Raw genomic sequence first — 12,742 nt, 5'->3', positions numbered from 1 at the left:
CCAGTGTTGCCCGGCCTCCTGTGGATGGAGGCCGCACTGGGGATAACCCGCGGGCGCGGGCGGCCGCGGCCCGCGACGGCGGCCCGACCCGTCGGCCCCGGCGGGCACCGTGGCCCGCATGACAACCGAAACGACGATGACCCGGATCCAACTGGGGGCCATGGGCGAGGCGCTCGCCGTGGACCACCTGACGCGGGCGGGATTGCGGATCCTGCACCGCAACTGGCGCTGCCGCTACGGCGAACTCGACATCATCGCCTGCGACCGCGCCGGCACGGCGGTGTTCGTCGAGGTCAAGACCCGCACCGGCGACGGCTACGGGGGACTGGCGCACGCGGTGACCCCGCGCAAGGTCCGGCGGCTGCGCAGGCTGGCCGGGCTGTGGCTGGCCGGCCAGGACCGGCGGTGGGCGGCGATCCGCATCGACGTGATCGGCGTGCGGGTCGGACGCCGGCGCACCCCGGAGATCACCCACCTGCAAGGCGTCGGCTGATGGCGCTGGGGCGCGCGTTCTCCGTCGCGGTGCGCGGCGTGGACGGCGAGATCGTGGAGATCGAAGCCGACATCACGTCCGGACTGCCGGGCGTGCACCTGGTGGGTCTGCCCGACGCCGCGCTGCAGGAGTCGCGCGACCGGGTCCGGGCCGCGGTCACCAATTGCGGCAACGACTGGCCCATGGCGCGGCTCACGCTGGCGTTGTCGCCGGCGACGCTGCCGAAAATGGGCAGCGTGTACGACATCGCCCTGGCCGCGGCGGTGCTCTCGGCGCAGCGAAAAAACCCGTGGGACCGGCTGGAGAAGACCGTGCTGCTGGGCGAGCTTTCGCTGGACGGGCGGGTCCGGCCGGTGCGCGGGGTGCTGCCCGCCGTGCTCGCCGCCAAGCGCGACGGATGGCCGGCCGTGGTGGTCCCGGCGGACAACCTCGCCGAGGCCAGCCTGGTGGACGGCATCGACGTGTGGGGCGTGCGGACCCTGGGGCAGCTGAAGAAATGGCTCGGCGGCACCGGCGCCCTGCACAACCGGGTCAATCCGGACCGCACGCCGGAGGAGCCGGTGGTGGACCTGGTCGACGTGGTCGGCCAGACGCAGGCGCGCTTCGCGGTGGAGGTGGCCGCCGCCGGCGCGCACCACCTCATGCTCACCGGGCCGCCCGGTGTGGGCAAAACGATGCTGGCGCAACGCCTTCCGGGCCTGCTACCGCCGCTGTCGGAGAGCGAGTCGCTGGAGGTCACCGCGATCCACTCGGTGGCCGGGCTGCTGTCGGGGGACACACCGTTGATCACCCGGGCGCCGTTCGTGGCGCCCCACCACAGTTCCAGCGTGGCGGCCCTGGTCGGCGGGGGCTCCGGGATGGCGCGACCGGGCGCCGTCAGCCGGGCCCACCGCGGGGTGCTGTTCCTCGACGAGTGCGCCGAGATCCGGGTCAGCGCTTTAGAGGCCTTGCGAACACCGTTGGAGGACGGCGAGATTCGCCTCGCCCGCCGCGACGGGGTGGCGTGCTATCCGGCCCGGTTCCAGCTGGTGCTGGCCGCCAACCTGTGCCCGTGCGCGCCGGCCGATCCGCGGGACTGCATGTGCCCGGCGGCGACCAAACGCCGCTACCTGGGCAAGTTGTCCGGGCCGTTGCTGGACCGCGTGGACCTGCGGGTGCAGATGGATCCGGTGCGGGCGACGGCGTTCTCGGGTCGCGACGGCGAATCCACGGCACAGGTGCGTCAGCGGGTGGCGGCCGCCCGTGCGGCCGCCGCGCAGCGCTGGCAGCCGCACGGCTTTCGCACCAATGCCGAAGTCAGCGGGACCCTGCTGCGCCGAAAGTTCCGCCCCAGCAAAGCGGCGATGGAGCCGCTGCAAAGGGCGCTGGATCGCGGCCTGATCAGCATCCGGGGCCTCGACCGCACGCTGCGGGTCGCGTGGAGCCTGGCCGACCTGGCGGGCCGCACGTCGCCCGGGCTCGACGAGGTCGCCGCCGCACTGAGCTTTCGCCAGCCGGGGACGCAGCGGTGAGCGCCCCGACCGGCCGGCAGCGCGCGCTGCGGGCGTGGGCGTATCTGTCCCGGGTGGCCGAACCGCCCTGCGCCGGGCTCGCCGCCCTGGCGCGGCGTGTCGGCCCGGTCGAGGCGGCCGAGCGGGTCCGGCGGGGCGCGGTCGACGACGTCCTGGCCCGGCACACCGAGGCCAGGCGCGACATCGACACGTCGGCGGCCGATCTCGAGGCGATCGCCCGGCGGGGCGGCCGGTTGATCACGCCCGACGACGACGAGTGGCCGGTGCTGGCGTTCGCCGCGTTCGGCGGCGCCGAAGCACGGCGGCGCGGCGGCCCGCCGATGGTGTTGTGGGCGCAGGGGCCCGCCCGACTCGACGAGGTCGCGCAGCGGGCCGCCGCCGTGGTGGGGACGCGCGCCTCGACGGCCTATGGCGAGCAGATGGCCGCCGAACTCGCCGCCGACCTGGCGCAACGCGACGTGGCCGTCGTCTCGGGCGGTGCCTACGGCATCGACGGCGCGGCCCACCGGGCCGTGCTGGATTGCGACGGCATCACCGTGGCGGTCCTCGCGGGCGGGCTCGACGTCCCCTACCCGGCCGGTCACACCGCGCTGCTGCACCGCATCGGCCAGCAGGGGCTGTTGTTCACCGAATACGCCCCCGGCGTCCGCCCGGCCCGTCACCGGTTCCTGACCCGCAATCGCCTGGTGGCCGCCGTCTCCGGCGCGGCGGTGGTGGTGGAAGCGGGCCTGCGCAGCGGGGCGGCGAACACCGCGGCCTGGGCGCGGGCGCTGGGGCGGGTGGTGGCCGCGGTGCCCGGACCCGTTACCTCGTCGGCGTCGGCGGGTTGCCACGCGCTGCTGCGCGACGGCGCCGAGCTGGTCACCCGCGCCGAGCACATCGTCGAGTTGATCGGCCACATCGGCGAACTGGCGCCCGACGAGCCGCGGCCGGTCACGCCGTTGGACGGCCTGAGCGAGGCCGAGCGCCGGGTATACGAGGCGTTGCCCGGCCGCGGCGCCGCCACGGTCGACGAGATCGCGGTCGCGTCGGGGCTGGTGCCCGAGCAGGCGCTGGGGCCGCTGGCGATGCTCGAGTTGGCCGGGTTGGTACAGCGCCAGGACGGGCTGTGGCGAATCGTCCGGGCGACCGCGGGCCACGCTGCCTCAACGCCGCGGCTCGTATAGTCGAGGCGGGTCGGGCGTCGGACAGGAGGACACGTGGCAGGTCGACCGCTGCAATGCTTCGAAGTTGTCGGTACCGAGCAACTCACCCCGCACATGGTGCGGGTGGTGCTGCGGGGCAAGAATTTTGACGCCTTCGTGCCCAGCAAGTTCACCGACTCCTACGTCAAGCTGGCGTTCGTCGCCGACGACGTGGACGTCGCCGGTCTTCCCGAGCCGCTCACCCTGGACAGCTTCGCCGGTCTGCCCCCGGAGAAGAGGCCCACGGTGCGCACCCTCACCGTCCGGCACGTCGACGTCGAGGCCCGCCAGATCGCGCTGGACATCGTCGTGCACGGTGAGCACGGGACGGCCGGCCAGTGGGCGGCCACCGCCCAGCCCGGCCAGCCGATCTACCTGATGGGCCCCGGCGGCGCCTACACGCCGGACCCCGCCGCCGACTGGCACCTGCTGGCCGGCGACGAATCGGCGCTGCCGGCCATCGCCGCGGCCCTGGAGGCGTTGCCGCCCAGCGCGGTCGGGAAGGCGTTCATCGAGGTGGCGGGGCCGGAGGACGAGATCCCGCTGACCGCACCGGATGGCGTCGAGGTGCACTGGGTGTATCGCGGCGGACGCGCCGACCTGGTGCCCGAGGACCGCGCCGGCGATCACGCCCCGCTGATCGAGGCCGTCACCAGCGCCCCGTGGCTGCCGGGGCAGGTGCACGTGTTCATCCACGGCGAGGCGCAGACGGTCATGCACAACCTGCGGCCCTACATCCGCAAGGAGCGGGGCGTGGACGCGAAATGGGCGTCGTCCATCTCGGGTTACTGGCGCCGCGGCCGCACCGAAGAGACCTTCCGCCAGTGGAAGAAAGAACTCGCCCAGTCAGAATCCGAGGCGGAGACGGCGAACTCGTCCGCCTGACCGCTCGACTGGCATTCTCGTTTCCATGGCATTCGCGGACTACCAGAACGAGATCTACTTCAAGGGCCTGGGCGGAATCGCGCCCCCGCTGCCGATGGCCTTCGCGGAGTTGGAGGCCCGCGCCGAGCGGGCGATGTCGCCGTCGGTGTGGTCGTACGTCGCCGGCGGCGCCGGTGACGAACGCACGCAGCGGGCCAACCGGGAGGCGTTCGATCGCTGGGGCCTGATCCCGCGCATGTTCGTCGGCGCCGCCGACCGCGACCTGTCGGTCCAGATGTTCGGCCTGACCTTGCCATCACCGGTGTTCATGGCGCCGATCGGCGTCATCGGCATCTGCGCCCAAGACGGCCACGGTGACCTGGCCACCGCGCGCGCGGCCGCGAGAACCGGTGTCCCGATGGTGGTTTCGACGCTGACCGCCGACCCGATGGAAGACGTCGCCGCCCAGTTCGGCGATACCCCCGGCTTCTTCCAGCTCTACACGCCGAAGGATCGTGACCTGGCCGCCAGCCTCGTGCGGCGGGCCGAAGCCGCCGGCTTCCAGGGCATCATCGTCACCCTCGACACCTGGATTCCCGGGTGGCGCCCGCGCGACCTGTCCACGGCCAACTTCCCCCAATTGCGGGGGCTCTGCCTGAGCAACTACACCAGCGATCCGATCTTCCGCGCCGGCCTGCAGCGCCCGCCCGAGGAGGACCCGCAAGGCACCGTGCTGCAGTGGATCACGACCTTCGGAAACCCGTTGACCTGGGACGACCTCGAATGGCTGCGGTCACTGACCGACCTGCCGCTGATCATCAAGGGCATCTGCCATCCCGACGACGCCCGGCGGGCCAAGGACGGCGGCGTCGACGGCATCTACTGCTCCACCCACGGTGGGCGCCAGGCCAACGGCGGCCTGCCCGCGCTGGACTGCCTGCCGGGCGTCGTCGAGGCCGCCGACGGGCTGCCCGTGCTGTTCGACTCGGGCGTGCGCAGCGGGGCCGACGTCGTCAAGGCGCTCGCGCTGGGCGCGACGGCCGTGGGTATCGGCCGGCCCTACGCCTACGGCCTGGCGCTCGGCGGCGACGACGGCATCGTGCACGTGCTGCGCTCGATCCTCGCCGAGACGGACCTCATCATGGCCGTCGACGGCTATCCCACGCTCAAAGATCTCAGCCCGGACACGCTGCGGCGCGTCGGCTAGAGCGCCCCGGCCGGCCCTGCGACCGTGGGGGAGTGCAGGCGATCCTCGAGGAGTTCGACGAATACCTGGATTTGCAGTGCCTGCGTTCGGCGCACACCCGCCGCGCCTACCTGGGCGACCTGCGCTCGCTGCTCGCGTTCGCCGCGGAGCGCGGCGCCGGCCTGGACGGGTTGAGCCTGCCGCTGCTGCGCTCGTGGTTGTCCGCCGCGGCCGCGGCCGGCGTCGCCCGCACGACACTGGCCCGGCGCACCTCGGCGGTCAAGGCGTTCACCGCCTGGGCCGTCCGGCGTGGCCTGCTGGACACGGATCCGGCCGCGCGGCTTCAGGTTCCCAAGGCGCACCGCACCCTGCCCGCGGTGCTGCGCCAGGACCAGGCCCTCGACGCCCTGGCCGCCGCCAAATCCGGTGCGCAGCAAGGTGAGCCGATGGCCCTGCGGGACCGGCTCATCGTCGAGATGCTGTATGCCACCGGGATCCGCGTCAGCGAGCTGTGCGGCCTGGACATCGACGACGTGGACACCCGGCATCGGCTGGTCCGCGTCCTGGGCAAGGGCAACAAGCAGCGCAGCGTGCCGTTCGGGGCGCCGGCCGCCGAGGCGCTCGACGCGTGGCTGGCCGACGGGCGTCCCGCCCTGGTGAACGCCGACTCAGGCCCGGCGCTGCTGCTGGGCGCGCGGGGACGCCGGATCGACGTCCGCCAGGCCCGCACGGTGGTGCACCAGACCGTCGCCGCGGTGGACGGCGCGCCGGACATGGGTCCGCACGGCCTGCGGCACAGTGCGGCCACACACCTCCTCGAAGGGGGCGCCGACCTGCGCGTCGTCCAGGAGCTGCTCGGCCATTCCAGCCTGGCGACCACGCAGCTCTACACCCACGTCGCGGTGTCCCGGCTGCGCGCCGTGCACGACCAAGCCCACCCCCGCGCCTGAGCGCCGCCGCGGCCCGGGCGACGGGCCGGCGTCGTCACACGTCGCGTCGCACCAGTCCCATCGGCCACACCAGGCGCTGGCGGAGGGCGCACTGCGAGTGCCCACCTCCGAGCGACAACACGTTTTCGCAGGTCATGGGCCCGCCCGAGATTGTCGCTCGGAGGTGGGCGCAACGCCTGTCCACCCGCGCAGCGACGCGTGTGGCGCCTGTTACCCATGTTGCGCGGCGTCGCCCGGCGGCCGCAGCGGCTTGAGCCGGATCGGCGTCGACCTCAGCAGGCCCAGCGGGTCGACATAGTGGGCCCCCGACGCCGGACCCCACATCGCGCCCCAGTGCAAACACGCCGCGACCCGGCACCCCGGGTGGCCGGCCATCAACGTCCCGATCACGGTCCCGGCCGCCACCGACTGCCCGGCCCGCACGGCCGCCCGCACCGGCTCGTAGCTGGTGCGCGAGCCCCCGGGATGCGCCAGCGACACCACCGGCCGCCCCGCCAGCAGCCCGGCGAAGACCACGGTGGCCGCGCCCGCCGCGTACACCGGCTGACCGGCGGCGCCGGCCAGGTCCACACCGCGGTGGCCGGGATGCCAATCCTGCACGGGGGCATCGAACGCCCGGGTGACGGCCGGCGGCGGGCGCAACGGCCAGTCCAGGCGATCGTCGTCGGCCGCCGCCGGCACCGCGCTGACCAGGGCCGCACCCAACGTCAGCGCCATCCACCGCATCCAGGCAGTTCAGCGCGGCCCGCCCGGCCACGCCACCCGGCCGCACCGGCACTGTGGACGGCGACGCCGCCTGGGGAAGCGTGGCAAAAGCACCCGCCGAACCGGTGTAAACTGCTGGTCGCAGCTCGTCCGCGGGCTGACTTCGCGCGTCCGCATCGCGTCTCCGGTTCCACGAGGAGAACGCAATCGCGTGCCGGGCGGTCCCGACCGGATTTTCCGGCCGGGTCCGGCATCGCAGCAGGCGCCAGGGCCCGGCTTCACCCGATGCCAGGCGACAACCGACACAAGTAAGGCACAACCATGGCCGTCGTAACCATGAAGCAGCTGCTCGACAGCGGCACCCACTTCGGGCACCAGACCCGCCGGTGGAATCCCAAGATGAAGCGGTTCATCTTCACCGACCGCAACGGCATCTACATCATCGACCTGCAGCAGACGCTGACCTTTATCGACCAGGCGTACGAGTTCGTCAAGGAGACCGTCGCCCACGGCGGCACCGTCCTGTTCGTCGGCACCAAGAAGCAGGCCCAGGAATCCGTCGCCGCCGAGGCGACCCGCGTCGGCATGCCCTACGTCAACCAGCGCTGGCTGGGCGGCATGCTGACCAACTTCTCCACCGTGCACAAGCGGCTGCAGCGCCTCAAGGAGCTCGAGGCGATGGAGCAGACCGGTGGCTTCGAGGGCCGCACCAAGAAGGAAATCTTGATGCTGACCCGCGAGAAGAACAAGCTGGACCGCAGCCTTGGCGGTATCCGCGACATGGCCAAGGTGCCGTCGGCCATCTGGGTCGTCGACACCAACAAGGAGCACATCGCCGTCGGCGAGGCCCGCAAGCTCGGCATCCCGGTCATCGCGATCCTGGACACCAACTGCGACCCCGACGAGGTCGACTACCCGATCCCGGGCAACGACGACGCGATCCGGTCGGCCGCGTTGCTGACCAAGGTCATCGCCTCCGCCGTCGCCGAGGGCCTGCAGGCCCGCGCCGGGGTCGGCCGCGGCGACGGCAAGCCCGAGGCCGAGGCCGCCGAGCCGCTGCCCGAATGGGAGCAGGAACTGCTCGCCTCCGCCGCTGCCAGCGCCCCCACCGACGCCGCTGCGGGCACCCCCGAACCAACCACCACTGAATCCTCCTAGGAAGGCTGAACATTGGCGAACTTCGCCGCTGCCGACGTCAAGCGGCTTCGGGAACTCACCGGTGCCGGCATGCTCGACTGCAAGAACGCGCTGGCCGAAAGCGACGGCGACTTCGACAAGGCCGTCGAGGCGCTCCGGATCAAGGGCGCCAAGGACGTCGGCAAGCGCGCCGAGCGGGCGACGGCCGAGGGTCTGGTCGCCACCCAGGGCGGCGCGCTCATCGAGTTGAACAGCGAGACCGACTTCGTGGCCAAGAACGCGGAGTTCCAGGCGCTGGCCGACCAGATCGTGGCCGCGGCCGTGTCGTCGAAGGCCGCCGACGTCGACGCGCTCAAGGCTTCTTCTATTGACCAAACCTCGGGTACCAAGACCGTCGAGCAGGCGATCGCCGAGCTGTCGGCCAAGATCGGCGAGAAGTTGGAGCTGCGCCGGGTCGCGAACTTCGACGGCACCGTCGAGGCGTACCTGCACCGGCGGGCGGCGGACCTGCCCCCGGCGGTGGGCGTGCTGGTCGAGTACCAGGGCTCCGACAAGGAGGCCGCGCACGCGGTCGCCCTGCAGGTCGCCGCGCTCAAGGCCCGCTACCTGTCCCGCGACGACGTGCCCGAGGACGTGGTGGCCAGCGAGCGCCGCATCGCCGAGGAAACCGCCAAGGCGGAGGGCAAGCCCGAGCAGGCCCTGCCCAAGATCGTCGAGGGCCGGTTGAACGGCTTCTTCAAGGACGCCGTGCTGCTCGAGCAGCCGTCGGTGTCCGACAGCAAGAAGACGGTCAAGGCCCTGCTCGACGACGCCGGTGTGACGGTGACGCGGTTCGTGCGCTTCGAGGTGGGTCAGGCGTAGCCGGCGCGCGTGAGCGGCTAGCGTCACTGCTATGCGGCACGTGCACGCGTTCGGCGACGACGCCCTCGGCGATCTCGACGCGGTCGGGCTCGCCGAGGCCATCCGCTCCGGACGCGTCGGCAGGGCCGAGGCGGTCGAGACGGCGATCGCCCGCACCGAAGCCGTCGACCCGGCCCTGAACGGGTTGGCGTACGCGGGTTTTCGGCAAGCGCGGGCGGCCGCCGAGCAGGCGGCCGACGGCTATTTTTCCGGCGTCCCGACGTTCATCAAGGACAACGTCGACGTCGCCGGGCAGCCCACGATGCACGGCACCGACGCGTGGACACGCCGCGACGCCGTCGCCGACAGCGTGTTCACGCAGCTGTACCTGGCCACCGGGATGACCTCGCTGGGCAAGACGCAGCTCTCGGAATTCGGTTTCAGCGCGTCGGCCGAACACCCGCGGCTGGGCCCGGTCCGCAACCCGTGGGACACCGAATACAGCGCCGGCGCATCGTCATCGGGGTCGGGCGCCTTCGTCGCCGCCGGTGTGGTGCCGATCGCGCACGCCAACGACGGCGGCGGCTCGATCCGCATCCCGGCGTCCTGCAACGGGCTCGTCGGCCTCAAACCGTCGCGCGGGCGGTTGCCCCTGGACGCGGTGCTGCGCCGGATGCCGGTCGGCGTCGTCGTCAACGGCGTGGTGACCCGTTCGGTGCGCGACACCGCGGCGTTCTACCGGGAGGCCGAGCGGATCTGGCGCAACCCCAAGCTGGCCCCGGTCGGGGACGTCACCGGGCCCGGCCGGCAGCGGCTGCGGATCGCGGTGTTGACCCGCTCGATCCAGCGCGAGTGCAGCCCCGCGGTGCGGGAGCTGACGCTGAAATCCGCGGGCCTGCTCGAAGAGCTGGGCCACCGCGTCGAACACGTCGACGAACCGCCGGTGGCGGCCAGTTTCGTCGACGACTTCGTGCTGTATTGGGGATTTTTGGCGCTGGCCCAGGTGCGCGGCGGACGGCACATGTTCGGCGAGACGTTCGACCGCGCCAAGCTCGACTGCCTGACGCTGGGCCTCATGCGACACACCGGCCGCCACCTGCACCGGCTCCCGGCGGCGATCATGCGCCTGCGCGGGGCGCGGCGGCGCACCGCGCGGTTCTACGGCACCTACGACGCGGTGCTCACGCCGACCCTGGCCGACGAGACGCCCCGCATCGGGTTCCTGGCGCCGACCGACTATCAGCAGGTCCTCAACCGGCTGATCGAGTGGGTGTCGTTCACTCCGCTGCACAACGTGACCGGCGAACCGGCGATCTCGCTGCCGTTGGCCCAATCCGCCCACGGCATGCCGGTGGGCATGATGCTGTCGACCGGTATGGGCCAGGAGTCGCTGCTGCTCGAACTCGCCTACGAACTCGAAGAGGCCCGCCCGTGGGCGCGGATCCAGGCCGGGTGATCAGGCCCGCTCGTCGGACCCGAGTTTTTCGAGCATCCTTTTGAATTCGCGCTGCTGCGTCTCGGTGAGCTTGCTCAGGATCCGGGCGTCGGCGCCGCGCACCGCCGCTTCGGCGCGCTTGAGCAGGGCGCGGCCCGCGCCGGTCAGGTTGGCCGGCAGCGCCCGCCCCGACGACACTGACGAAGGCCGCTCCACCGCACCGACGTCCTCCAGCTTGCGCAGCACCGTGTTCATCGCCTGCGGGGTGACGCCCGCGTGGCGGGACAGCTCGGCGCTCGACATCCCCGGGTACATCGAAAGGATGCGCAGGCAAACGAATTCGGGCAGGGCCAGGTCCAACGGACTCAGCACCGCGGCAACCTCCGGCCGCAACACCGTCCCCACCCGGTACAGCAGATAGCCAAGCGGGGCGTCGTCCTGATTCATGTCAACCATGTTGACATACGTCCGCCTGGCCGCGGCGCACATTTCCCGGACCGCGATTGCCCGGCCCGCAACGGGGTAACCGACCGGCGGTAACAGGTTTCCCGCACCGCTTTTGGCGCACGAGGAGGTTCGATGCCGAAGACGACGAAAGGCGGAGCGCCCAAGAAGAGCGAACTGCCCAGCACTTTGCGGCGTTCCGACGCCAAAGCGCAACGCACGTTCGCGAAATCCCACGACGCGGCCGCCGACCAGTACGGCAGCGAGGAACGGGCCCACCGGGTGGCTTACGCCGCCGTCAAGCACAGTTTCGAAAAGGTCGGCGACCACTGGGAACCCAAGGAGAAGAAGGGGCCGTCCGACGAGCGCGCCGAGCGTGGCGGGCTGCGACCGTCCGGCGAGTCGGCCGAGGGCGTCGACGCCAACGCCAGCAAAAAGCATCTGCTCGACGTGGCGCGCCGGCTCGACGTTCCGGGCCGATCGACGATGAACAAAGCGGAGTTGGTCGACGCGATCAAGAAGCACAATCGCCGCGCCCGCGGACGCTGAGCGGAATCGCCAACTCCCCGCGGTCCTTTGCGTTCGCGTGCGCACCGCGGCGATGCGGCGCCGTTTGCCGCCCGAGTCCGCGGGTACGTGACTGCCCGTGGTCGCGAAGCGTTCGCGCACAGACGACACCAGGGAGCAGTGACATGAGCGAGCCGGATTCGGTCATCCACAATCTGCGCGACACGCTCGACAGCGAGCCCGGTCTCGCGGATCGGCTCGAGCGGTCGTTGCAACAGGCGCGCCGGCGGGCCGAATCCGAGCTGAACCCGGAGCTGTACGAGGCGCTCGAGTGGCCGCGCGACATCGGCGAGTACGAGGCCTACCTGAAGCGCTTCCTCCGATGGGTGCCCCACGAGTCGGACGCGGACGCCTGGAAGAACGAAAAGCGGCAGGCTCAAGAGGTCAGCGATCGCATGGCGCACTTCTACTTCCTGGTCGACCAGGGCGACGAGCCGGCCCAGGGCTCCGGTGTCTTTCGGGAATGGCTGACGGACTTCGCCCGGCAGTGGGGGAATTTCCTGGACACGCCGGAGTCGTTCAGCCCCGAAGCCCTGCAGTCGTTCATCGACAACGCGCCGGAGTACCGCATCCATGAGTCACTGGTCGACGGCGTCCCGAACGCGCCCAGCGGATGGCTGACCGCCAACCAGTTCATCGCGCGGGAAATCAACGGAGGGCTGCGCCCGATCGCCGAGCCGACCACCAACCTGGTGGTGACCTCACCGGCCGACTGCAAATACCAGCACGCCTACGACATCGCTGCCGACTCGAGCATCCCCGCCACCACCGTCAAGAACGAAAAGTACGGCAACATCAAGCAACTCATCGAAGGAAGCCAATACAGCGAGAGCTTCGCCCGCGGCACCTTCGTCCATTACATGCTGCCGGTGCATGCCTACCACCGCTATCACCTGCCCGTCGCGGGGCTGGTCGAGGAGTCCTTCCGGATCAACGGGAAAGTCTTCATGCGGGTGGGCCTGGAAGAACACGAGTTCGCCTCCAGCGACAGCGCCAGCAGCGGGTACGAGTTCTCCCAGACCCGCGGCGTGGTTACCGTCGACACCTCGCAATCGGACTGCGGCGACATCGGCATCGTGGCGGTCATCCCGGTGGGCATGGCCCACGTGTCGTCGGTCGTCCTCACCGCGGTGCCCGGCAAACACATGGCCAAGGGGGAGGAATTCGGGTACTTCCAGTTCGGCGGCTCGGACATCATCATCCTCTTCCAGGAGGGCGTCGATCCCCAGCTGGACACCAGTGAGGAGTTCCGGCTGGTCGGTTCGCCGGTGGCGCGCTGCGCCGCGCCGCGAAACCCGCAGTGAGGGTGATTATTACGCCGCCCAAGGGGTAAAAGCCCTGCCTGCGGGGGGCAAGGCGGCTTCTCCGACGGTGCGGATCGAGCCGTTGGAGGTCGCCTCGGTCGATCGTTTGTGGGCCTATCAGT

Annotated in this window: 12 protein-coding genes and 1 pseudogene; 11 read left to right on the top strand and 2 right to left on the bottom strand. The window is 71.3% G+C overall.

The window, feature by feature from the left end; all coding sequences use genetic code 11:
- The first annotated feature begins 118 nt into the window (after positions 1-118).
- The 6 genes from OCU_RS42420 to OCU_RS42395 are packed head-to-tail and all read left to right on the top strand — an operon-like array spanning position 119 to position 6,188.
- The gene (locus tag OCU_RS42420) at positions 119-493 is read left to right on the top strand and encodes a YraN family protein (protein WP_043955203.1); all 375 of its coding nucleotides are present in this window, start codon (positions 119-121) and stop codon (positions 491-493) included.
- Entirely contained in the window at positions 493-2,004 is a 1,512-nt protein-coding gene (locus OCU_RS42415) for a YifB family Mg chelatase-like AAA ATPase (protein ID WP_014380692.1), read from the top strand. Before OCU_RS42420 ends, OCU_RS42415 begins: the two co-directional genes overlap by 1 nt.
- 26 nt (positions 2,005-2,030) lie before the next feature.
- Positions 2,031-3,170: a DNA-processing protein DprA gene (gene dprA, locus OCU_RS42410; protein WP_193375156.1), complete on the top strand. Its 1,140-nt coding sequence runs from the start codon at positions 2,031-2,033 to the stop codon at positions 3,168-3,170.
- Positions 3,171-3,203: 33 nt separating this feature from the next.
- Positions 3,204-4,073 carry a siderophore-interacting protein gene (locus tag OCU_RS42405; protein WP_014380690.1) on the top strand — a complete coding sequence of 290 codons (870 nt, stop codon included), beginning with the start codon at positions 3,204-3,206 and terminating at the stop codon, positions 4,071-4,073.
- A gap of 25 nt (positions 4,074-4,098) precedes the next feature.
- A complete protein-coding gene (locus OCU_RS42400; protein WP_009954248.1) occupies positions 4,099-5,259 on the top strand; it encodes a lactate 2-monooxygenase in 1,161 nt (386 codons plus the stop codon).
- 32 nt (positions 5,260-5,291) lie between these two features.
- Positions 5,292-6,188 (top strand): tyrosine recombinase XerC, encoded by an 897-nt coding sequence (locus OCU_RS42395; protein ID WP_014380689.1) that lies wholly within the window; start codon positions 5,292-5,294, stop codon positions 6,186-6,188.
- A gap of 231 nt (positions 6,189-6,419) precedes the next feature.
- On the opposite strand, the pseudogene OCU_RS42390 reads toward OCU_RS42395, so the two are convergent.
- Positions 6,420-6,875: pseudogene (locus OCU_RS42390) on the bottom strand (M23 family metallopeptidase); the annotation flags it as partial.
- A gap of 339 nt (positions 6,876-7,214) precedes the next feature.
- Here OCU_RS42390 and rpsB point away from each other — a divergent pair.
- The 3 genes from rpsB to OCU_RS42375 are packed head-to-tail and all read left to right on the top strand — an operon-like array spanning position 7,215 to position 10,326.
- On the top strand, positions 7,215-8,051 hold the full coding sequence (gene rpsB / locus OCU_RS42385) for a 30S ribosomal protein S2 (protein WP_008258810.1): 837 nt from the start codon (positions 7,215-7,217) through the stop codon (positions 8,049-8,051).
- A 12-nt stretch (positions 8,052-8,063) separates the two neighbouring features.
- Positions 8,064-8,891 carry a translation elongation factor Ts gene (gene tsf / locus OCU_RS42380; protein ID WP_009952702.1) on the top strand — a complete coding sequence of 276 codons (828 nt, stop codon included), beginning with the start codon at positions 8,064-8,066 and terminating at the stop codon, positions 8,889-8,891.
- Between the two features lie 31 nt (positions 8,892-8,922).
- Positions 8,923-10,326: an amidase gene (locus OCU_RS42375; RefSeq protein ID WP_009952700.1), complete on the top strand. Its 1,404-nt coding sequence runs from the start codon at positions 8,923-8,925 to the stop codon at positions 10,324-10,326.
- Here the strand turns inward: OCU_RS42375 and OCU_RS42370 are convergent, their stop codons facing one another.
- Positions 10,327-10,752, bottom strand: coding sequence for a MarR family winged helix-turn-helix transcriptional regulator (locus OCU_RS42370; protein ID WP_009952699.1), 426 nt, complete (start codon positions 10,750-10,752; stop codon positions 10,327-10,329).
- Between the two features lie 132 nt (positions 10,753-10,884).
- Here OCU_RS42370 and OCU_RS42365 point away from each other — a divergent pair, with 132 nt between their 5' ends.
- Together OCU_RS42365 and OCU_RS42360 are read left to right on the top strand one after the other, a co-directional pair.
- Complete coding sequence (locus OCU_RS42365; RefSeq protein ID WP_009952698.1) at positions 10,885-11,298, top strand: ChaB family protein; 414 nt, start codon at positions 10,885-10,887, stop codon at positions 11,296-11,298.
- A 143-nt stretch (positions 11,299-11,441) separates the two neighbouring features.
- Complete coding sequence (locus tag OCU_RS42360; protein ID WP_009952697.1) at positions 11,442-12,620, top strand: phosphatidylserine decarboxylase; 1,179 nt, start codon at positions 11,442-11,444, stop codon at positions 12,618-12,620.
- The last annotated feature ends 122 nt before the right edge of the window (positions 12,621-12,742 follow it).

It is taken from the genome of Mycobacterium intracellulare ATCC 13950, from assembly GCF_000277125.1.
In the GTDB taxonomy this organism is placed as follows: domain Bacteria; phylum Actinomycetota; class Actinomycetes; order Mycobacteriales; family Mycobacteriaceae; genus Mycobacterium; species Mycobacterium intracellulare.
This window is presented reverse-complemented; position numbering and strand designations above follow the sequence as displayed.